Below are 19980 nucleotides of genomic sequence, written 5' to 3'. Positions count from 1 at the left end.
GTTAGGCGGAGCGTCGTTAACGAACGCTTGAATGGAGGCCTTTCCGGCCGTCCCGAACGGTCACTCTGCGCGGTCGATCCCGCCCAGCGCGCGCACCAAGGCCGGCTCGAGGACACGCAATTCCTCGAGATGCGCCACCGTCAGCCGGCGCAGAATCGCCTCGGCCTTCGGCGTCAGCCCCAGTTCGGTTCGGCGGCGATCGTCGACGGAGGCCGTCTTGGTCAGAAGACCGCCCTGCTCCATCCGATGCACCAGTTCGGCCGCCGTATTCGGGGCGATCAGAAGCTGTCGCGCCAGCACTCCGACGCTCGGGCGCTCCTCGCCGCGATGGCCGGCAATCGCCAGCAAAGCCTGATGTTGCTGTGGCGGCAGTCCAGCCTGCATCGCCGCGCTTTCGCTGAAGGCGAGGAAACGCCTGAGCTGGAACCTGAAATCTGCGATCGCCGCATATTGCTCGGAGGACAGGCCGGGCTCGTCCGGGTGCACGGATGTCATGGCCGCATCCATACCATGTTGCACGAGGAGGAGCTATTATATCGTATTACGATATATAGACGTCCATGAAGTCGGAGAGGTCGATGCTGATCGAAACAGGAAAAGGTGCCCCCGTGGAGCCGACGAAGGCGCCGCGACATACCCCTCGGCCGCTCGGCGATTTCACGGCGGGCCCGCGCGTCCTGGTCCTCGTCGCGATGGCCCTGGTGATCGGTGTCGCCGGCACGTTCGCGGCCTGGGCGCTGGTGAAGCTGATCGCGCTCGTCACGCAACTGACGTGGTTCGGCCGGTTCGACGGGACGCCGATCTCACTCGCAAACGCCGCCCGTACGCCGTGGATGGTCGCGATTCCGGCGCTCGGCGGCCTGGTCATCGGGCTGATGGCGCGGTTCGGCTCGGAAAAGATCCGCGGCCATGGCATTCCGGAAGCGATCGAGGCGATCCTGATCGGCCAGAGCCGGATGTCGCCGAAGGTGGCGATCCTCAAACCCCTCTCTTCGGCCATCTCGATCGGAACCGGCGGCCCCTTCGGCGCCGAGGGCCCGATCATCATGACGGGCGGTGCCATCGGCTCGCTCTTCGCCCAGTTCTTCCACTTGAGCTCGGCCGAGCGGAAAACCTTGCTCGTCGCAGGCGCCGCCGCGGGCATGACGGCGATCTTCGGGACGCCTCTCGCCGCCGTGCTGCTGGCGATCGAATTGCTGCTCTTCGAATGGCGGCCGCGCAGCTTCCTGCCCGTTGCGACCGCCGTCCTCACCGCCACCGCGTTGCGGCCGCTGGTCTTCGAGGCTGGTCCGCTCTTCGCTTTCTCGGGCGCGCCGGCTCTGCCGTGGTGGGGACTGGTGGCCTGCGCCGGGATCGGTCTGCTCGCCGGACTGCAATCGGCACTGCTGACCAAATGCCTCTACACGCTCGAGGACTGTTTCGAGCGCCTGCCGATCCACTGGATGTGGTGGCCGGCGCTCGGAGGCGTCTGCGTTGGGCTCGGAGGCTTGGTCGAGCCGCGGGCACTCGGCGTCGGCTACGACGTGATCGGCGATCTGTTGGCGGGTCACCTGCTCGTCCAGGCCGTCCTCATGATCCTCCTCGTCAAGGCCGCGATCTGGCTGCTGGCGCTCTCCTCGGGCACTTCGGGTGGCGTGCTGGCGCCGCTCCTGATCCTCGGCGGCGCGATGGGATGGCTGGTCGGCTGCGTGCTGCCGGGTGATCCGGGTTTCTGGGCGCTGCTCGGCATGGCCGCCATGCTCGGCGGCACCATGCGTGCACCGCTCACCGGCGCGCTGTTCGCGGCCGAGATCACCGGCGACCTGCACACCTTGCCGGCGCTGCTCGCCGCGACGGCGACCGCCTACGCGGTGACGGTGCTGCTGCTCAAGCGCTCGATCCTCACGGAAAAGATCGCGCGCCGCGGCCAGCACATCACCCGCGAATACGCCATCGACCCGTACCAGCTGACGCGCGTGCGCGACGTCATGGTGAGCACCGTCGAGACCCTGTCCGCCGACATGACCGTCCCGGAGGCCATCGCCGCGGTCGAACGCGGCGAGCACCGCACCTATCCGGTCGTCGATGCCGATGGCCGCCCGGTCGCCGTCGTTTCCGGCAAAGACGCCTTGCACTGGAAGATGACGCCCGGCCCGAAGACCGAACGCCTCGAGGAGCGTTTGGCGGATTGTACGGCCACGGTAGTCCATCCGGGTGACGTCGTGGCGCATGCCGTCGACCTGATGCTCGGGCATCACCGGGGCTGTATAGCAGTGACCGAGACCGGCACCGGGCGCCTCGTCGGAATCGTGACGCGCCGCGATCTCCTGAAGGTGCGTGCCGAGGTGATCCGCTCCGAGGACGAGCGGCGCGTCTTCTTCACCCGGCGGATTTCGCTGAGGGGTCGCGCGCGGCCGCAGGCTGCAGAAAGCTGATTTTGCGCGTAAACTCCAAGACCCGAGCTGCATGGAGATGCCGGTCGGGTCCTTCACGGAGCAACGAACGGTCCGGTGGCGCAGGCACACGATCCAGGCGATTTTCGCTCGCTCTACCGCCACGGCTTCGCGCGCGTCGCGGCCTGCACCGTGCACAGCCATCCAGGCGATCCCGCTGCCAACGCGGAAGCCGTGCTGGACCTCGCACGTCGCTGCCACGAGGACGGCGCCGTGCTCGCGGTCTTCCCCGAGCTCTGCTTGTCATCCTACGCGATCGACGACCTCCTGCTGCAGGAGACGCTGCTCGACGCGGTCGAGACCGCGATCGCGCACGTGATCGAAGCCTCGCGCGCCATGCGTCCGGTCCTTGTCGTCGGCGCGCCGCTGCGCTGGCGCCACCGTCTCTATAACTGCGCTCTGGCGATCCAAGGCGGGCGCCTGCTCGGTGTCGTGCCGAAGAGTTACCTGCCGAACTACCGCGAGTTTTATGAGAAGCGGCATTTTGCTCTCGGAGCCGGGATCGTCGGCGAAACCGTCCCCGTCGCCGGCATCGACGCACCCTTCGGGACGGACCTCCTCTTCGCTGCCGACGATCTCTCCGGCTTCGTGCTCGGCATCGAGGTCTGCGAGGATCTCTGGGTGCCTTCGACGCCTGGGATGGACGCGGCGCTCGCGGGCGCCACCGTCCTCGCCAACCTCTCGGGCAGCCCGATCACCATCGGGCGGGCGGAATCGCGGGCACTTCTCAGCCGCGCCGCCTCGATGCGCGGGCTCTGCGCCTATCTCTACGCCGCCGCGGGGCAGGGCGAATCCACCACCGACCTCTCCTGGGACGGCCAGACCAGCATCGACGAGAACGGCGTTCGCCTCGCTGAGGGGGCCCGTTTCTCACCGGACCCGGTGGCGACGTTCGCCGATATCGACCTCGACCTGATCGCACAGGAGCGGCTCTCGTCGGGCAGCTTCGACGACAACGCGCGGGAACTCGGGCAGCCCTACCGGCAGATCGGTTTTCGGTTGGACCTGCCGACGGGCGATCTTGGCCTGAGGCGCAAGGTCGAGCGTTTCCCCTTCGTGCCGTCCGATCCCGCTCGCCTCGCGCAGGATTGCTACGAGGCCTACAACATTCAGGTCGCCGGCCTCGCACAGCGGCTGCAGGCGACAAAAACCAGGACGCTCGTCATCGGCATCTCGGGCGGCCTCGATTCGACGCATGCCCTGATCGTCGCGGCCAAGGCCTTCGATCGGCTCGGCTATCCGCGCACCGGCATCCTCGCCTACACGCTGCCCGGCTTTGCGACATCCGACGAGACCAAGGCAAACGCCCACGCGCTGATGGCCTCGCTTGGGGTCACCGCGAACGAGATCGACATCCGCCCCTCCGCCAGACGGATGCTGGAAGACATGGGCCACCCCTACGGCCGCGGTGAGCCTGTCTACGACGTGACCTTCGAGAACGTTCAGGCGGGTCTGCGCACCGATTACCTGTTCCGACTCGCCAACCAGCATGGCGGGATCGTGCTCGGCACCGGCGATCTCTCCGAGCTGGCGCTCGGCTGGAGCACCTACGGCGTCGGCGACCAGATGAGCCATTACGGCGTCAATGCCGGCGTGCCCAAGACCCTGATCCAGCATCTGATCCGCTGGGTGATCGCGTCCGGCCAGTTCGGCGAGACCGAGAACCGCACGATCGCGGCGGTGCTCGACACCGAGATCTCGCCCGAATTGGTGCCTGCCGCCGCAGGGGAGGGGCCGCAGAGCACGGAAAGCACGATCGGCCCCTACGCGCTGCAGGACTTCAACCTCTTCTACACGCTGCGCCACGGCTTGCGCCCCTCGAAGATCGCCTTCCTGGCCCTGCATGCTTGGGGGGACCGAGCCGCCGGCTCCTGGCCGCAGGACCTGCCGGAGGCCAAGCGCATCGCCTACGGCTTGCCGGAGATCCGGCGCTGGCTCGGTGTCTTCCTCGACCGGTTCTTCCGGTTCAGCCAGTTCAAACGCTCGGCCTTGCCGAACGGCCCGAAGGTGTCTGCCGGGGGCGCTCTCTCCCCGCGCGGAGACTGGCGCGCACCGTCGGACGCCAGCTCCCGTGCGTGGCTCGAGGAGTGGGAGCGCAACATTCCCGCTGATTAGGGCACCTCTGCAACCTCCCGGCGAAAGCATCCGGACACAAACCTGACCGATTGTGCCGCTATTGCGCTTTGCGCAGGGTGGCGCGGCAGAGGACGATCCGATGCGAAGCTACAACCTATTCCGCTTGAAGAGCGGCGAGGGGCTGTATTGCGCGGTGCCCGAGAGCCATGCGGTTCCACGCTTCGTCAGCGGCAACCGCTGGAGCTTCGGCGGCAAGGTCGAAGAGAGCTCGACGGCCACGCCCGGTTTCGACGGCAGAGCAGCCGCCACCTCGGTCCGATTCAACGGCTTCTACCTGTTTCAGGCCTTCGACCGGCCCACTCACTGACGCAGTGCACGAGCAGGAACACCCTCATCTTTCGAGAAAATCGGCGAGCTTTTTTTAAGTCCTTCCATGCAACGTCGATTTCGGGGTCGTGGCTCGGGGACCGAGATGTCGATGGATCAACGCCAGAACGTCCGCATGCGGACATTTCTGAGGGGACGCATCGTCTACAATGGCGGCGCGTCGAGCATGGACTGCCTGGTCCGCGACCTGTCGGCGACCGGTGCGCGCCTGGAGTTGAGCGAGACCTCGCCTCTGCCGGAGGTGTTCGACCTCTACATCCAGAACAAGGATCAGACCTTCCGGTCGACCATGCGCTGGCGGCGCGATAGCGGCGTCGGCGTCACCTTCGACGATGCCATAGCGAAAGCTGCCCCGGTTCAGGAGAAGCCGGTGGAGGCGCCCGCCGCGTCCGATTCCGCGATGAGCATTCTGATCCGCCGCATCGCAGAGCTCGAAGCCGAAAATGCCGCGCTCCGCACCGCCATCACCAGTCTCGGCCGCTCCCCGACAAGCAGCGCCGCCTGACGCGACGCCTCACGCCTGCCCGAGCGCCGCACGGATCCGATCCGCGTGCGCCGCAAGCACGTCCTTGTCCGCCATGCCACCCTCGTGCCGTTTGAGCGGCACGCCCTCGCGGCGCGGCACGATGTGCATATGAAGGTGAAACACCGTCTGGCCGCCGGCGGGCTCGTTGTATTGGAACAGCGTCAGGCCATCGGCATCGAACGCCGTCTTCACCGCCCGGCCGACGCGCTGCGCCACCTTGACGAGCTTGGCCAGCACCTCCGGCTCGGCATCGAGGAACCCCCGTGAGGGTGTCTTCGGGATTACCAGGGTGTGCCCCTCGGCCTGTGGCATCACATCCATGAAGGCGAGCGTGTCCTCGTCCTCGTAGACCTTGTGGGCCGGAATCTCGCCGCGCAGGATCTTCGCGAAGATGTTGTCGGGGTCGTAGGCGATGCTCATCGGGGGCCACTCCTCGGTCCTGACGGGGTTGGCCGGCACGTTGCACAGGGCGGCCGCCAGCGTCCACCGGCCGATGCCGGAACGAACGCTGGACTCGTCGCGCGAAGCATTGCCTTGGTGAGGCCTCGAAGCCTCCGGTCACGCTTGCGCCGGCATGGCGCAGCGGGAGCAGGTCATTGGCCGAGAGTACGGGTGCGATCTACACAGCGGCAGGCGCGAATCTCGCGATCGCCGTCGCCAAGTTCGTCGGCGCGTATCTCACCGGTTCGTCGGCCATGCTGGCGGAGGGCGCGCACTCCGTCGTCGACACCACCAATCAGTTGCTGCTGCTCGTCGGCTTGAAGCGCGCCCAGAAGCCGGCCGATGCCCGACACCCCTTCGGCTACGGACGAGAAGTCTACTTCTACGCCTTCATCGTCGCGCTGTTCATCTTCCTCGGCGGCGGCCTGTTCGCGATCTACGAAGGCGCCCACAAGATCCAGCACCCCGAGCCGCCGGCCGACGCGACGATCTTCGGCCATGCGGTTTCCGGCTTCTGGATCAACGTAGCGATCCTCGGATTCTCCATCGCTGCGGAGGGCTATTCCTGCTTCGTCGCGCTCCGCTCGTTTCAAGCCGAGAAGGCGGGGCGATCGACGCTCTCGGCCATTCGGCGGAGCAAGGATCCGGCCCTGTTCACGATTCTCGTCGAGGACGTCGCCGCTCTGATCGGCCTGGCGATCGCCATGGCTGGAGTCGTGGCGGCGCAACTCCTCGACTGGCCCGCGCTCGACGGGTGGTCCTCGGTGGCAATCGGGCTCGTCCTGGTCGGCATGGCGCTGTTCCTGATGATCGAGACACACGGCCTGCTGATCGGCGAGGCGGCCGATCCGGACGTCGTCGACGCGATCCATGAAGCCGTGCGCGGAGAGCCGGCGGTGCGCCATGTCAACGAGGTGCTGACCCAGCATCTCGGCCCCTCCGACATTCTCGTGAATGTCAGCCTCGACATCGACGACGCACTTCCTGGCGGGGAGATCGAGCGGCTCGTCGGGCGCCTTGATGGCCGCCTCAAGGCGATGAACCACGAGGTGAAACGGGTCTTCATCGAGATCCAGGCGAAAGGGCAGGGCGCTGCGTCCGTGCAGACGATCGCGACCTGAGCGCTCCGTCGGTTCAAGCCGCGACGGCGCTGCGCCGCTCCACCATTCGCGCCAGATAGGCGGCGCCCAGCGGCAGCAGCGTGTCGTCGAAATCGTAGCCGGCATTGTGCAGGCCGGGTCCCGGCGTCGCTCCGAGCCAGGCGTAGGCACCCGGCACCGCATGCAGCATGTCCGCGAAATCCTCGCTGCCCATATGCGGCTTGGATTGCGCATCGACGCGATCTGCTCCGAACAGCTCGGTGGCGATCTCGGCCACCGCCATCGCATGATCCGGGCTGTTCTCGAGGACGGAAAAGACGTCGCGGATTTCGACCTCAACTCGCGCCCCATAGGCCTCGCCGATGCCCCCGGCGATCTCACGGATGCGCGTCGACACGAGTTCCCGCAGAGCGGCATCGAAGGTGCGCACCGTCCCGGCGAGATGGGCGCCCTCGGGGATCACGTTGTAGGCCGCACCGGCATGGATCTGGGTGATCGAGACCACCGCCGCCTTCAATGGATCGGCGTTGCGGCTGACGATGGACTGCATGGCCTGCGGGATCGCCGTCGCCACCAGGATCGGGTCGATTCCTTCCTGCGGCCTGGCCGCATGCGCCCCGCGGCCAGTGATTCTGATGTCGAAGAAATCCGCCGCCGCCATGGCTGGTCCGGGCCGTACCAGGATCTTCCCGTGTGGTCCGTTGGGATTGTTGTGGATCGCGAAGATCTCGTCGACCGGGAATTTCTCGAAGAGACCATCGGCGATCATGGCGCGGGCGCCGCCGAGACCCTCCTCGGCCGGCTGGAACACGAAGACTGCGGTGCCATCGAAATCTCGTGTCTCGGCCAGGTAGCGCGCCGCGCCGAGCAGCATGGTGGTGTGCCCGTCATGGCCGCAGGCATGCATCGTACTGGGGATGGTCGAGCGGTAGGGGAGGTTGGTCTCCTCCTCGATCGGCAACGCGTCCATGTCGGCGCGCAATCCGATGCGCCGCTTGCCCGGCCGCCCGCGCAGCAGACCGACCACGCCAGTCTTTCCGAGCCCGCGATGCACCTCGATGCCGAGTTTTTCGAGGTGATCGGCGACGATGCCGGAGGTGCGGACCTCCTCGAAGCCGAGTTCGGGGTGGGCATGGAGATCGCGGCGGATCGCGGTCAATTCGTCCGCGTAGCTCGTGATGCGGTCGATGGGGCTCATGGTCGGTAGGCCTCTCGTTCGAGGAGTGCGTGACCAGGCGTCATCCGGTCCAGTTCCGTGCGACGGCTTCCTGCACCGATCGGCTGATGACTTCGTCGAACACGAGGAAGTCGACGGCAGCCTTGATGCCACGGAGGCGTTCGGCGAACGCGAGGATCTCCGTCGGGATCGGCGGCGAAGACGGCGGTTGAGCGACGATTCCCAGTTGATCGAACACGGTCGCCGCGAAGGCATCGTAGTGGTTGCGATGGCCGACGATCCCGAAGCGGGACAGCACCTCGACCGCGATGATCGAATTCGCCGGGAAAATCCGGTCGTCGGGCAGCCGGGTGGCCAGCACGCGCGTCAGCGGGTTGAAGAGCAGTCGATAGGCCTCTTCGGGCAACATCCGAAAGAAGCGCTTGAGACTCTTGATGTCATCGTAATCGAAATCGGCTGCGAATCTCACGGCCTCGATGAGGTCTCCCAAGCGCCAACTTTGCGCGTCGTCCTCGGCCAAAGCCGTCCGGGCGCGCAACCAAAGCATCCGCCTTGCCATCTCCACGAACGGATCTTCTACAAGGAGCGCAGATAGGACATTACCGAAATCGTACTCGCCTTCGTAGCGCGGTATCAAAATCGGCCCCGCGAACAGACGCGACTTGGAGTACGGATTTCCAAGCATATTGGACAAGATTTCTTCCGAAAGCTTATTTATATTAAAATAACTCGATTCGAAATGGGGGTACAAACTCTCTAGAAGAGAAGATTCTTGCTTGATACTCGCATTTATAAAGATCAATTTCTTTTCACAGAAATCCGACCTTGATGATCGTCGATGAATGAGCACGTTGGTGTCAGCATCATGGATCTCGAGATCCCGGATTTCCGAAATGCCCGGCAGATTGCCCTCGTTGATGATGAACCTGCACTGCCCCGTGGCATGCCAACCATTTGCGCGGATACCGGGGTCGATCTCGGTGGCAGAGACTTCCAGCACGGGTCGTCCCTCGACCGTGACCCGCACCCGGCTCACCGCGAGCTGATTGTCCGGAGCGACCCAGCCGGTGATGGCGTTTCCATCGTCGACGTCCAGCGCAAACTTCACAGCGGCAAAGGTCTCCAGCAACGGGCTAAGGCAAGGCCGCGACAGGCGCCCCCGACGGAATAACGAAGGCCGCCCTCGGGAGGAAGCCGGCGCGAGCCCATCGCCTCATCCCGACATGTCGGTGTCGCAGCAGTGGTGCCGATGGCTCTCAGGGCGCGGCAGCTTGTTGCATTTGGCGAGAGCATCTTTACGCCGCGCCATCCCTGCACCGGAACGGCGTCATCGTCTCGTATTCGTCGATCGCCGCGCGTACATAACCGCGCTCACGCTCGAGATAGTCGGCGACCGCGCGGCGCAGGTTCGGGTCGGCGATGTCGTGAGCCGAGTGCATCGCCACCGGCCGATAGCCGCGGGCGAGCTTGTGCTCGCCCTGCGCGCCGGCCTCGACGCGCTTCAGGCCGCGCGACAGCGCGAACTCGATCGCCTGGTAGTAGCAGACCTCGAAATGCAGGAAGGGGTGATCCTCGATACAGCCCCAGTTGCGCCCGTACAGCGCGACGTCGCCAATGAAGTTGATCGCGCCCGCGATCAACCGCCCCTCCCGCCGGGCCATCACCAGCAGGATGCGCTCGCTCATACGCTCGCCGATCAGCCGGAAGAACTTGCGGTTCAGATAGGGCCGGCCCCATTTGCGGGCGCCGGTATCGGTATAGAATTCGAAGAACGCGTCCCAGTGCCCCTCGGTGATCGCGTCACCGGTGATGGCCTCGATGGTGATGCCGGAGGCCAGCGCCTCGCGGCGCTCGCGCTTGATCGCCTTGCGCTTGCGTGAGGCGAGATCAGCAAGAAAGCCGTCGAAATCGGTGTAGTCGCGGTTTTCCCAGTGGAATTGCTGGTCAATGCGCTGGAGCAGGCCGAGCGCCCCGGCCTGCTCCCATTCGCGCTCTTGCATGAAGGTCACGTGGATCGAGGAGGCCTCTGTCTCGGCCCGCAGAGCCCGAAGGCCCGCGACGACGGCGGAGGCCGCCGCATCTGGGTTCTCCCCCGGCGCGATCAGGAAGCGAGGTCCGGACACCGGCGTGAACGGCACGCTGACCTGGAGCTTGGGATAATAGGCTCCGCCGGCCCGCTCGAAAGCATCCGCCCAGCCATGGTCGAACACGTACTCGCCTTGGCTGTGCGATTTCAGATAGCAAGGCGCCGCGCCGATCAGCCGACCGTCGCGCTCGACGGTGACATGCAGCGGCAGCCAGCCCGTCTTGCGCGAGACACAGCCGGATTCTTCCAGCGCCGACAAGAAGGCATGTGAGACGAAGGGGTTGAAGGTCTCGTCACCGCCCGAGAGTGTCTCCGGCGAGGTGGCGCAGCGATCCCAATCGGCGGCCGAGATCCGCGCGAGGCCCGGCACCGCACGCACCTGCAGCTCGGCTGCCGACGCGTCATCCTGGGTACGGGGGAAAGTCTCCATTGCGGGCAATGTAGACGGGCGGGGGGAGGGGGCAAGCAGGGCACACGCGCCCTGTCGTCACGGCCACGGCACTTGTCCTCGCGGCGCGTCCAGCCGATGCGTTCGACCGTCTCTGACCCGAAGCCGGTGTGCCGGGAGATCGATCCTTCTCTTTCAGACAAAGGCCGCGGCATTCTCAGTCATTGGCTCAGTGTCGCGATAGGCAGAACATCGCGACGCATGAACACCGAGCCGTCGCCCTCGCAACGCAGCGCGTCAGCCCCTGGCGTGGATCCGTCCTTCGCGGAGAGCGAGCACGCGCTGATCGTGAGTCTCGAGGCAGCGCTACAGAAGACTCTGCAAGATCGAAGCGACGAAACGACGTTCAGACTCCGCGTCCTGCTCGAAATGGTCATGATCGAATTGGCCAAGCTTGAAAAACGCAAAACAATAAACAAAAATTAATGTCGAGATTTCCTAGAACTGTTGAAGTTCTCGTGCTCGACCTTGCCCGCAAAGACAGGCTGGCGAGATCGGCATCGCACCCATCATCTTTGCACTCGTCGCCGAGGGCAATCCATGACCAACCGTTTGACAACCGAATGCGTGCCCGAGCGGCAGCGGCTCGACTACTGGCAAACGACCTGCGGCCAGCTGATCGGGGCGTTCGAGCTCAGAGACTACGAGGCGAACGACTTCCGCGCTTCGATCGATCTCTGTGAAGTCGGCAGTCTTAAGATCGGCAATTTCCAGAGCGTCAGCCAGACCTTGGAGCGGAAGAAGCCGCACATCAAATCCGGCGATTCCAACGACTTCATCGTCCTTCTCGAGTCCGGTAGCACCTTCAACATCGAGCATTGCGGGCGACAGCGATCCGGTACAGGCGGGATCGTCCTGATCGACATCACGCAGCCCTATTACACCCGCCACGTCGGCACGCTGAACGTCATCGACGTCTTCATTCCGCGTAAGAAGCTCGAAGCGGTGTTGGGATCGGCGCCTCAGGCGGCCGGCCTGCGCATCGAGAACACGCAGGCGAGCTTCCACGTCCTCTCGGCCTTCCTCCGATCCCTGGCCGAACACGGCTCCGAATTGGAACCGGCAAGCGCGACGCGCATGGCCTCGATCGCGATCGATCTCATCGCTGCAGGCTTTTCGGAGACGATGGGACTGGAGCATCCCCGCCAATCGGGCGGAGCCACGGCGCTGTACCGGGCGCGCTCCTACATCGACGAGAATCTCGGCGAGCCCGGGCTCGGCATGCGGCAGATCGCGAGTGCGGCCAACGTTTCGGTTCGCCGGCTTCACCAGATCGCGCTCGACGAGGGCGTTTCGCTGATCGACTGGATGTGGGAGCGGCGATTGTTACGCGCGAGCGCGATGCTCGCGGATCCTACGCACGGCTCACTCACCGTCGGCACCATTGCCTATACCTGCGGCTTCGTCGACCAGGCCCATTTCTCCCGCCGCTTCAAGGAGCATTTCGGCCGCACGCCGACGGAATGCCGGGCCGCCGCGCCGATGGCAGGTCTCCCGGAACGAGTCGCGCCGTCGGCCGAGGCGAGATCGTCCTTTTCGCGCAGTCTCTAGATCGGAGCCGGGGGGCTTGAACGATGACAATAAGTCCGCTGATCGATCTCGATAACCTGGTGTCGCCGGCGGACCGCACATCCGCATGGCATCAAACGATCAAAGACAATTATTTCGGCCTCGACATCACCTTCAAGAGCGGACGCAAGCCCGCCGGAAACATTGCCTATGCGCGCTTCGGCGAGATCGATATCTCGGCGATCGAGAGCGTCGCACAGCACCATGCCCGCACACCGCCCCTCATCGCGGACAATGCTGATCGCCTGTTCGCGATGATCCTGCTGCGAGGCAGCGTGACGGTGCGGCAGAGCGGCCGTGAGCGGACGCTCCATCCCGGCTCCCTCGCGATCTACGATTCGGCGGTGCCCTACGAAGCGGATTTCACCGACGACGAGCATCAGCTCTTCTGTCTCCAGATCCCCAGGCAGCGCTGCGATGCCGTGCTGGGCGCCGGGTCGCACTACACGAACGTCGTCCTCGACGAGGAGCGCGGCAGTACGGTCATCGCAGCCTATTTCCGGGACCTTGCCCGGCAGTTCGAGAGCCTGTCGCTCGAGCATCGCGCCCAGATGACCGCCTGCGGAGTCGAGTTCATGATCGACGCGCTTGCCGGCAGGCTGTTCGGCCTTCGGACCTCGCGCCGCACGGGCACCAGCCGCACGCCGTCATGGACGAACCTGGCCGCCACGATGATGTGACCGAGCCTGCAATCGGGACAATCCGAGCCTGATACGCGACGGTGGTCGGACCCGTTCCCGCCCGCGAACCTGCATGCTAAGGGCGATCAGCCAGCGAACGGCCAAGCCCTTTTCGGGGCTAGGCCGTTCGTACCAATCGCATTTTGAATACAAGCGGGCACACCGACACCATGAAGGACATTCTCGAAAAACTCGAGGAGCGGCGCGACGCCGCCCGTCTCGGCGGTGGCACCAAGCGCATCGATGCTCAGCATAATCGCGGAAAACTCACGGCGCGCGAACGGATCGAACTCCTGCTCGACCACGGGTCGTTCGAAGAGTTCGACATGTTCGTGCAGCACCGCTCCACCGATTTCGGCATGGAGAAGCAGAAGATCCCCGGTGACGGCGTCATCACCGGCTGGGGCACCGTGAATGGCCGCACGGTCTTCCTGTTCTCGAAAGACTTTACGGTGTTCGGCGGCTCGCTCTCGGAGACGCACGCGCAGAAGATCATCAAGGTCCAGGACATGGCCCTGAAGATGCGCGCCCCGATCATCGGCATCTTCGATGCCGGCGGCGCGCGCATCCAGGAGGGCGTCGCGGCGCTCGGTGGCTATGGCGAGGTGTTCCGGCGCAACGTCGCGGCCTCGGGCGTGATACCGCAGATCTCCGTCATCATGGGGCCGTGCGCGGGCGGAGACGTCTACTCCCCGGCCATGACCGACTTCATCTTCATGGTGCGCGACACGAGCTACATGTTCGTCACCGGCCCGGACGTGGTGAAGACCGTGACCAACGAGGTGGTGACTGCTGAAGAGCTCGGCGGCGCCAAGGTCCACACCACCAAGTCTTCGATCGCCGACGGCTCGTTCGAGAACGACGTCGAGGCGCTGCTGCAGATTCGCCGCCTGCTCGACTTCCTGCCCGCGAACAACATCGACGGCGTGCCGGAGCTCGACAGCTTCGACGACGTCAACCGGCTCGACAAGGGTCTCGACACCCTGATCCCGGACAACCCGAACAAGCCCTACGACATGGGTGAGCTGATCCGCCGCGTCGTCGACGAGGAGGATTTCTTCGAGATCCAGGCGACCTACGCGCGCAACATCATCACGGGCTTCGGCCGGATCGAGGGCCGGACGGTCGGCTTCGTCGCCAACCAGCCGCTGGTGCTCGCCGGCGTTCTCGATTCCGACGCCTCGCGTAAGGCGGCGCGGTTCGTGCGCTTCTGCAACGCCTTCTCGATCCCGATCGTCACCTTCGTGGACGTACCGGGCTTTCTTCCGGGCACCGCGCAGGAATATGGCGGTCTGATCAAGCACGGCGCCAAGCTGCTCTTCGCCTACAGCCAGGCGACGGTGCCGCTTGTCACCATCATCACCCGCAAGGCCTTCGGCGGCGCCTACGACGTCATGGCCTCGAAGCATGTCGGCGCGGATCTCAACTACGCGTGGCCGACCGCTCAGATCGCCGTGATGGGCGCCAAGGGCGCGGTCGAGATCATCTACCGGGCCGAGATGGGCGACAAGGACAAGATCGCCGAGCGCACCTCAGAGTACGAGACGCACTTCCTCTCGCCGTTCGTCGCCGCCGAGCGCGGCTACATCGACGAGGTGATCATGCCGCACTCGACCCGCAAGCGCATCGCCCGCGCCCTCGGGATGCTCCGCTCCAAGGAGATGGAGCAGCCGTGGAAGAAGCACGACAACATTCCGCTGTAGGTTTTTTTCGACGCTTGGCATCGGAGGGTGACGAAACCCTCCGGTGTCATCCTGGGGGCGCCGACGGCGAACCCGGGATGACAGACGACACCTACTCCTCCCCCGCGCCCCGCTGAGCCGCGACACAGAGCCTGACGGCCTCGTCGAGTTCGAGGTCGCGGGGGTCGCCGATGTTCACGGTCTCCTCCAGGCACTTGATGAAGTAGTCACGGGTGAGACCCGGCGAGAGGGCGGAGAACGACTTGCCGAGCCGCGTGGCGAGGTCGATCCGATCCGCGCTGCTCGCGTGGCGGTAGGCGCTGAGCTTGTCGGTGACGGTCAGCCGCGCTTCGGCGATACTCGGCGCACCAAAAACAAAGAATAAGATAAGAGTAAGCTTTTTCAACATGTCAGGCGTTGTCCCGGTGCATCCGCAAAGATCACCATAGGCGATCGGGACGCCTCGGACAGCGTTCGGGCCGAACGAAACTCTCGAAAATCAATCAAACGGCGCTCGCCGTCGTCGCGAACTTCAGGGAAACGATCCGGTGCCGCACCCGCACCATCGGCGCATCGACCCTGGACTGCTTCCGTTTCGCCTCGCAGTGCGGGTACCAGCTCAGCTCCGGTCGGCCTGCTCGATCGCGGCGCACATGGTCAGCGTGCCCTTGTCCGATTTCGTGAAGGAGCAGGTGACCTGGACTCCGCCGGCCGGCACCTTGCTGTGCCGTCGGGTCTGGGCCTCGGCCTGCGCCTTGCGGGCGGCATCGCTCAGCATATCGGCCGCGATGCCGGTCACCGCGTGGCCGGCCTTGCCGAAGAGAGCGTAATACTCGGCCGGCGGCGTCTCGCCGCGAAACTGGGCTCCGACCGAGGAGGGGTAGCTGCCGCCGCAGGACAGCGAGAGAGTCATGTCCGCCCCAGCCGCGAAGCGCACGAAATCCTCGATGCGCTCGCCGATCGCGGCCCCGGTCTCGACCCCAACTTTGATGGCGAGGTCGCCGCAGGAATCGGCCAGCGCCGGCTGCGACAAGGCGGTGACGACGGCGAGGATCGGGAGGAGGCGGTACAGGATCATCCCGCAAGTCTAGGGCGCAGCACGGTCGGTGACGAGCGCGGCGTCGCGCCGCCGGGCGTCAGCCGAAATCGCCGGAGCGGCTGACCTTCAGTTCGGGCTTGCCGGACAGGAGCCGGCGCTTGAGCCGGGCGACGGCCTCGCGTTGCAGGTCGCTCGGGCTCGAATGCGCGGCAGCGACCCTGGTCAGCATGGTGACGAATTGCTGGCGTTCGGCCTCCGTCAGGGATTCTCGCAGGAGCGGCAGCAGCTCGTCCGCGACGAGGGAGAAGGGGCGGCGCGCCTGCGTGTAGCCCCACGCCCGTTCGAACATCGCCGAGACGTTCTCGACCTGAAGCGGATCTTCCATCAGCTCCAGGATCTGCGTCTTCTCGGCGGCGGTGACCGGGCTTCCGGTGCGCACGAGCTGGATCATGAGGATCGTTGCGGCGAGGCGCACGTCGCGCACGCGGCCGAGCGGCGTGCCGATGATGTCTTCGAGGACGGATTTGGCCCGGCGCTGCAGTCCCTTCGTGTCTTGATCGACTTCCCGTAGCTGACGCACGGTGCCGTGGGCGCGGAGGATCCAGAACAAGGCGCCGCCGAGCACGGCAGCGGCGAGGATGAGGGCAGGCATCGATCGGCTCCCCGATTCGCAGCACCGCCGAAGCCGCGCGGTGCCCATCGGGATGAACCATTGCAGCGAGTGCCGATCAAGCGCCGTGCCCGTCCGCACAGGTTGTGTCAGGCCTGATCCGTGGTCCCGAGCTCGACGAGCACGATCTCAGGCGGCACGCCGAAGCGCACGGCGACGTTGCTCACGCCGAGACCACCGGAAACGATCAGCTGGCGCCGACCCTCGACGATGTGCCCATAGACGTAGCGCGGGTCGTGGTAGCCGGCGACGAACGGGGAGTGGCCGAAGATGCGGACCTGACCGCCATGGGTGTGGCCGGCCAGCGTCAGGGCGAAGCGGTCGGGGATCTTGGGAAAAATCTCCGGCTCGTGCGCCATCAGGATCGCCGGGGCATCATCGGTGAGCTTGGCGAGCGTGCCGGGGATGTCGGCGAGGCTGCGACGGTCGCGCCGAATCCAGAACGGCTGCTGGTCGGCCAGTCCGGCGAGCCAGAACGGCCTGCCGTCCTTCACAAGGCGGACGGCATCGTTCTCCATCACCGGGATGCCGCGCGCCTCCAGCACCCGGCGCGCCTCGACCGGCCCCTTCCGGGCATCGAGCGCCGCCTCGTCTTCCCACCAATCGTGGTTGCCGAGGATGGCGTGGACGCCGAGCGGGGCGCTGAGGCCCTCGGCGACGCGGGCGAACTCGGAGAGGGCGACGGGCTTCCAGGTCACCCGTCTGCCGGCTGGATAGTCGCCGAGCAGGAGGATCAGGTCGGGCTTGAGCGCGTTCGTCGCGTCGACGATTTCGGCGACCCGGTCGAGCGGCATCCAGGGCTCGCAGACGTGAACGTCGGCGATGGCCGCGATCCGCAGGATCAATCCCGGCGTCCAGCCCGCGAGCTTGGGCGCATATCGCGTGACGTCGAGCCGGAAGCGCGGCTCGACGGCAAAGGCGTAGGTGCCCGTCGCACCGGCGGCGAGGGTGCTCGCGCCAAGCCCGGTGAGCACCTGACGCCGGCTCGGCAGGATCAGCACGGACGGACCCTCGCCCCAGTGCGGCGAACGGTCAGACGACCGGCTCGTCCTCGTGGACGATCCGCGCCGTGCGGCGCGCCGCGAGCCGGACACGGGCGGCTTCGGCGGCCTCACGGTTGACGTGGACGGCGGCGGCGAGTGCGGGTAGCGCTACGGGACGGAAGCTCTCGCGAATCCGGCCTTCATCCGACCCGCGCGCGACGGCTCGGGATGCATCGTCCTGGCTCCGATGATCGGAATACATAATACTTGGGTCCTGTCCCTCGTGATCGGGCCGTTGTCCGGCCTTCGCGTGCAGATGTCGCCAGTGATCGCGACGACGTGTTGGCTCCAATGCGGCTCGACCTGGGCAGGACCTGAGCCGACGACCAGTCTTTTCGCCGGCTCCCTGAACGTGAGCTTAAAACTGGATCGCCGTCTATTATTCGCGCATGCCTGCCGCGGAGGCAGGCCGCCGGCATCCGACGATCGGCGCCATCGCCACGATGACGCAACCTCAACAGGCACCGTTGCTTTCGGGTCGCCCGTGGCTATAGTCCGCGCGCTTTTCGACAGGCCAAAGCCTACCCATCGCCCGGACGTGCCGCGGCGCGGGTCGTCGTACCATCAGGAGTTTTCGTGCTGATCACCCCCGCCTTCGCGCAAGCCGCCGGTGCGTCCAGCGGCAGCGACATCGCGATCCAGCTGGTGCCGTTCGCGCTGATCTTCGTGATCATGTACTTCCTGATCCTGCGGCCTCAGCAGCGCCGGCTCAAGGACCACCAGTCCCTGATGAAGAACCTGCGCCGCGAGGACACCATCGTCACCAATGGCGGCCTAGTCGGTCGCGTCACCAAGGTCACCGACGACGGGGCCGAGGTCGAGGTCGAGATCGCCCCGAACGTTCGCGTGAAGATCGTGCGCAGCATGATCTCCGAGGTCCGGGTCAAGGGCGCCCCGGTCAAAGCGGCCTGAAGGCGGCACCGCGAGAGCCGGGCTCGGACCCGGCCTCCCAGAGAAGAAGAAGAGCTGGAACCGGCGGATGCTGCGCTTTTCGAAGTCCAAGATCATCGGGACGCTCGCCGTCATCCTGTTGGGGCTGAGCCTCGCCATCCCGAGCTTCTTCTCGCCCGAGCAGCGCAAGGGCTTCATGGCCTCCCTGCCGAGCTTCATCCCGCACTGGATCATTCCGCAGCGGGCGATCGTGCTCGGCCTCGACCTGCAGGGCGGCTCGCAACTCCTGCTCGAAGTCGACCAGAACGATCTGCTGGCCTCACTGGTCAAGGGCCTGCGCGACGACGTGCGGCGAGCCCTACAGCATGAGAACGTACGCGCCGACGGCGGCATTCAGACGCTCAAGCGCGGCGTGCAGATCCGCATCTCGGATGCGGCTGGACGCGCCAAGATCATGCCGAAGCTGCGGGAGCTGTCGCAGCCGATCCAGAGCCTCGCCGCCGCCGGCACCGGCACGCTCGACGTCGCGGAACAGCCCGACGGCACGATCCAGCTCACCTTCACGGATGCGGGCCTCACCGAACGCACCCGGCGCGCCGTGAGCCAGGGCATCGAGGTCATCCGCCGCCGTATCGATTTCGGAGGCACGAAAGAGCCCTCGATCCAGCAGCAGGGAACCGACCGTATCCTGGTGCAGGTCCCCGGCCTCCAGGATCCGAAGCAACTGGAGGATCAGCTCGGCAAGACGGCCAAGCTCGAGTTCCGCATGCTGTCGGACAGCCCGTCGGGTGACGTCGATCTGCTGCCGTCGAAGGACGAGAAAGGTGCCAAAGTCCCCGTCGAGCGCCGCGTCATGGCCGATGGCGGCGATCTGACGGACGCGCAGCCGGCCTTCGACCCGCAGACGCACGAGCCAATGGTGAGCTTCAAGTTCAACCTCAAGGGCGCTCAGAGATTCGGCCAGGCGACGGCGGAGAATGTCGGCCGCCGCATGGCCATCGTGCTCGACAACGAGGTCGTCTCGGCACCGGTCATCCGCAGCGCGATCACCGGCGGCTCGGGCCAGATCACCGGTAATTTCAGCGTCAAGGACGCGAACGACCTGTCGGTTCTGCTGCGCGCCGGTGCGCTGCCGGCGAAGCTGAACGTCGTCGAACGCCGCGTCGTCGGCCCGGGCCTCGGCAAGGATTCGATCGAGGCTGGCAAGCACGCCACGCTGTTCGCCGCGATCTTCGTCGTGATCTTCATGTTCGCGACCTACGGGACCTTCGGCTTCTTCGCGAACATCGCGCTCGCCGTCCACGTCGGCCTGATCCTCGGCCTGATGTCGGTTTTGGAAGCGACGATGACGCTGCCCGGCATCGCCGGCATCGTGCTCACTATCGGCACCGCGGTGGATTCGAACGTGCTGATCTACGAGCGCATGCGCGAGGAGCAGCGGGCCGGGCGCTCGCTGGTCTCTGCGCTTCAGGCCGGCTTCGACCGGGCCTTCGCCACCATCATCGACTCGAACTCCACGATGGCGATCGCCGCGCTGATCCTGTTCTTCATGGGCTCCGGCCCGGTGAAGGGCTTCGCGGTCGTGTTCATCCTCGGCATCCTCACCACGGTGATCACGGCAGTGACGCTCACGCGGATGATGATCGCGCTGTGGTACAAGTACGCGAAGCCCAAGACCCTGCCATTCTAGACGTCCACGCCGTTTCGAGGCGAAGCCGCTTCGAACGCGACCG

Annotated in this window: 21 protein-coding genes; 11 read left to right on the top strand and 10 right to left on the bottom strand. The window is 65.6% G+C overall.

Annotation, left to right across the window (positions count from 1 at the left end; all coding sequences use genetic code 11):
- Positions 1-60 precede the first annotated feature (60 nt).
- On the bottom strand, positions 61-495 hold the full coding sequence (locus GGR33_RS24495) for a MarR family winged helix-turn-helix transcriptional regulator (protein WP_183513316.1): 435 nt from the start codon (positions 493-495) through the stop codon (positions 61-63).
- An 83-nt stretch (positions 496-578) separates the two neighbouring features.
- On the opposite strand from GGR33_RS24495, the gene GGR33_RS24490 reads away from it, so the two are divergent.
- The 4 genes from GGR33_RS24490 (at position 579) to GGR33_RS24475 (ending at position 5400) form a co-directional block, all read left to right on the top strand.
- Positions 579-2414 (top strand): chloride channel protein, encoded by a 1836-nt coding sequence (locus GGR33_RS24490; RefSeq protein WP_183513304.1) that lies wholly within the window; start codon positions 579-581, stop codon positions 2412-2414.
- A 75-nt stretch (positions 2415-2489) separates the two neighbouring features.
- Entirely contained in the window at positions 2490-4547 is a 2058-nt protein-coding gene (locus tag GGR33_RS24485; RefSeq protein WP_183513298.1) for an NAD(+) synthase, read from the top strand.
- Positions 4548-4647: 100 nt separating this feature from the next.
- Positions 4648-4875, top strand: coding sequence for a hypothetical protein (locus GGR33_RS24480; protein WP_183513283.1), 228 nt, complete (start codon positions 4648-4650; stop codon positions 4873-4875).
- Between the two features lie 105 nt (positions 4876-4980).
- Positions 4981-5400 carry a PilZ domain-containing protein gene (locus GGR33_RS24475; protein ID WP_183513279.1) on the top strand — a complete coding sequence of 140 codons (420 nt, stop codon included), beginning with the start codon at positions 4981-4983 and terminating at the stop codon, positions 5398-5400.
- A gap of 9 nt (positions 5401-5409) precedes the next feature.
- Here GGR33_RS24475 and GGR33_RS24470 read toward each other — a convergent pair whose 3' ends face one another.
- The gene (locus GGR33_RS24470) at positions 5410-5841 is read right to left on the bottom strand and encodes an HIT family protein (RefSeq protein WP_183513274.1); all 432 of its coding nucleotides are present in this window, start codon (positions 5839-5841) and stop codon (positions 5410-5412) included.
- Between the two features lie 176 nt (positions 5842-6017).
- Here GGR33_RS24470 and GGR33_RS24465 point away from each other — a divergent pair, with 176 nt between their 5' ends.
- Positions 6018-6983, top strand: a complete 966-nt coding sequence (locus tag GGR33_RS24465; RefSeq protein WP_183513269.1) for a cation diffusion facilitator family transporter — start codon at positions 6018-6020, stop codon at positions 6981-6983.
- Positions 6984-6996: 13 nt separating this feature from the next.
- On the opposite strand, the gene GGR33_RS24460 is transcribed toward GGR33_RS24465, so the two are convergent.
- From GGR33_RS24460 to GGR33_RS24450, 3 genes are all read right to left on the bottom strand, one after another.
- On the bottom strand, positions 6997-8160 hold the full coding sequence (locus tag GGR33_RS24460) for a M20 aminoacylase family protein (protein WP_183513268.1): 1164 nt from the start codon (positions 8158-8160) through the stop codon (positions 6997-6999).
- 40 nt (positions 8161-8200) lie between these two features.
- Complete coding sequence (locus GGR33_RS24455) at positions 8201-9268, bottom strand: hypothetical protein (protein ID WP_246413445.1); 1068 nt, start codon at positions 9266-9268, stop codon at positions 8201-8203.
- Positions 9269-9434: 166 nt separating this feature from the next.
- Positions 9435-10655 carry a GNAT family N-acetyltransferase gene (locus tag GGR33_RS24450; RefSeq protein WP_183513259.1) on the bottom strand — a complete coding sequence of 407 codons (1221 nt, stop codon included), beginning with the start codon at positions 10653-10655 and terminating at the stop codon, positions 9435-9437.
- A gap of 96 nt (positions 10656-10751) precedes the next feature.
- Here GGR33_RS24450 and GGR33_RS24445 point away from each other — a divergent pair, with 96 nt between their 5' ends.
- From GGR33_RS24445 to GGR33_RS24430, 4 genes are all read left to right on the top strand, one after another.
- Positions 10752-11099, top strand: a complete 348-nt coding sequence (locus GGR33_RS24445; RefSeq protein WP_183513256.1) for a hypothetical protein — start codon at positions 10752-10754, stop codon at positions 11097-11099.
- Positions 11100-11213: 114 nt separating this feature from the next.
- Entirely contained in the window at positions 11214-12224 is a 1011-nt protein-coding gene (locus GGR33_RS24440) for a helix-turn-helix domain-containing protein (RefSeq protein ID WP_183513252.1), read from the top strand.
- A 23-nt stretch (positions 12225-12247) separates the two neighbouring features.
- A complete protein-coding gene (locus GGR33_RS24435) occupies positions 12248-12922 on the top strand; it encodes a cupin domain-containing protein (RefSeq protein WP_183513247.1) in 675 nt (224 codons plus the stop codon).
- A gap of 170 nt (positions 12923-13092) precedes the next feature.
- Positions 13093-14625 (top strand): acyl-CoA carboxylase subunit beta, encoded by a 1533-nt coding sequence (locus tag GGR33_RS24430; RefSeq protein ID WP_183513241.1) that lies wholly within the window; start codon positions 13093-13095, stop codon positions 14623-14625.
- A 91-nt stretch (positions 14626-14716) separates the two neighbouring features.
- Here GGR33_RS24430 and GGR33_RS24425 read toward each other — a convergent pair whose 3' ends face one another.
- From GGR33_RS24425 to GGR33_RS24405, 5 genes are all read right to left on the bottom strand, one after another.
- Positions 14717-15013 carry a hypothetical protein gene (locus tag GGR33_RS24425; RefSeq protein WP_183513237.1) on the bottom strand — a complete coding sequence of 99 codons (297 nt, stop codon included), beginning with the start codon at positions 15011-15013 and terminating at the stop codon, positions 14717-14719.
- Between the two features lie 210 nt (positions 15014-15223).
- Positions 15224-15682: an ABC transporter ATPase gene (locus GGR33_RS24420; protein ID WP_306484361.1), complete on the bottom strand. Its 459-nt coding sequence runs from the start codon at positions 15680-15682 to the stop codon at positions 15224-15226.
- 58 nt (positions 15683-15740) lie between these two features.
- Positions 15741-16295 (bottom strand): TerB family tellurite resistance protein, encoded by a 555-nt coding sequence (locus tag GGR33_RS24415; protein ID WP_183513235.1) that lies wholly within the window; start codon positions 16293-16295, stop codon positions 15741-15743.
- Positions 16296-16402: 107 nt separating this feature from the next.
- Positions 16403-17314 (bottom strand): metallophosphoesterase, encoded by a 912-nt coding sequence (locus GGR33_RS24410; protein WP_183513230.1) that lies wholly within the window; start codon positions 17312-17314, stop codon positions 16403-16405.
- Positions 17315-17345: 31 nt separating this feature from the next.
- Complete coding sequence (locus GGR33_RS24405; RefSeq protein ID WP_183513226.1) at positions 17346-17558, bottom strand: hypothetical protein; 213 nt, start codon at positions 17556-17558, stop codon at positions 17346-17348.
- Between the two features lie 377 nt (positions 17559-17935).
- On the opposite strand from GGR33_RS24405, the gene yajC reads away from it, so the two are divergent.
- Both yajC and secD read left to right on the top strand, forming a co-directional pair.
- Positions 17936-18268, top strand: coding sequence for a preprotein translocase subunit YajC (yajC, locus tag GGR33_RS24400; protein ID WP_183513355.1), 333 nt, complete (start codon positions 17936-17938; stop codon positions 18266-18268).
- 67 nt (positions 18269-18335) lie between these two features.
- Complete coding sequence (gene secD / locus GGR33_RS24395) at positions 18336-19937, top strand: protein translocase subunit SecD (RefSeq protein WP_183513221.1); 1602 nt, start codon at positions 18336-18338, stop codon at positions 19935-19937.
- Positions 19938-19980 lie beyond the last annotated feature (43 nt).

Source organism: Methylobacterium brachythecii, assembly GCF_014196345.1.
Classification (GTDB): domain Bacteria; phylum Pseudomonadota; class Alphaproteobacteria; order Rhizobiales; family Beijerinckiaceae; genus Methylobacterium; species Methylobacterium brachythecii.
Note: the sequence above shows the minus strand (reverse complement) of the source record. Positions and strands in the feature narration are given on the sequence as shown.

What these genes read in the sequence shown, in the direction of transcription:
- GGR33_RS24495 (WP_183513316.1), bottom strand. Translation starts at nt 495, where the DNA reads ATGACATCCGTGCACCCGGACGAGCCCGGCCTGTCCTCCGAGCAATAT.
- GGR33_RS24490 (WP_183513304.1), top strand. Translation starts at nt 579, where the DNA reads ATGCTGATCGAAACAGGAAAAGGTGCCCCCGTGGAGCCGACGAAGGCG.
- GGR33_RS24480 (WP_183513283.1), top strand. Translation starts at nt 4,648, where the DNA reads ATGCGAAGCTACAACCTATTCCGCTTGAAGAGCGGCGAGGGGCTGTAT.
- GGR33_RS24475 (WP_183513279.1), top strand. Translation starts at nt 4,981, where the DNA reads ATGTCGATGGATCAACGCCAGAACGTCCGCATGCGGACATTTCTGAGG.
- GGR33_RS24470 (WP_183513274.1), bottom strand. Translation starts at nt 5,841, where the DNA reads ATGAGCATCGCCTACGACCCCGACAACATCTTCGCGAAGATCCTGCGC.
- GGR33_RS24460 (WP_183513268.1), bottom strand. Translation starts at nt 8,160, where the DNA reads ATGAGCCCCATCGACCGCATCACGAGCTACGCGGACGAATTGACCGCG.
- GGR33_RS24450 (WP_183513259.1), bottom strand. Translation starts at nt 10,655, where the DNA reads ATGGAGACTTTCCCCCGTACCCAGGATGACGCGTCGGCAGCCGAGCTG.
- GGR33_RS24445 (WP_183513256.1), top strand. Translation starts at nt 10,752, where the DNA reads ATGCGTTCGACCGTCTCTGACCCGAAGCCGGTGTGCCGGGAGATCGAT.
- GGR33_RS24440 (WP_183513252.1), top strand. Translation starts at nt 11,214, where the DNA reads ATGACCAACCGTTTGACAACCGAATGCGTGCCCGAGCGGCAGCGGCTC.
- GGR33_RS24435 (WP_183513247.1), top strand. Translation starts at nt 12,248, where the DNA reads ATGACAATAAGTCCGCTGATCGATCTCGATAACCTGGTGTCGCCGGCG.
- GGR33_RS24430 (WP_183513241.1), top strand. Translation starts at nt 13,093, where the DNA reads ATGAAGGACATTCTCGAAAAACTCGAGGAGCGGCGCGACGCCGCCCGT.
- GGR33_RS24425 (WP_183513237.1), bottom strand. Translation starts at nt 15,013, where the DNA reads ATGTTGAAAAAGCTTACTCTTATCTTATTCTTTGTTTTTGGTGCGCCG.
- GGR33_RS24420 (WP_306484361.1), bottom strand. Translation starts at nt 15,682, where the DNA reads ATGATCCTGTACCGCCTCCTCCCGATCCTCGCCGTCGTCACCGCCTTG.
- GGR33_RS24415 (WP_183513235.1), bottom strand. Translation starts at nt 16,295, where the DNA reads ATGCCTGCCCTCATCCTCGCCGCTGCCGTGCTCGGCGGCGCCTTGTTC.
- GGR33_RS24405 (WP_183513226.1), bottom strand. Translation starts at nt 17,558, where the DNA reads ATGTATTCCGATCATCGGAGCCAGGACGATGCATCCCGAGCCGTCGCG.
- secD (WP_183513221.1), top strand. Translation starts at nt 18,336, where the DNA reads ATGCTGCGCTTTTCGAAGTCCAAGATCATCGGGACGCTCGCCGTCATC.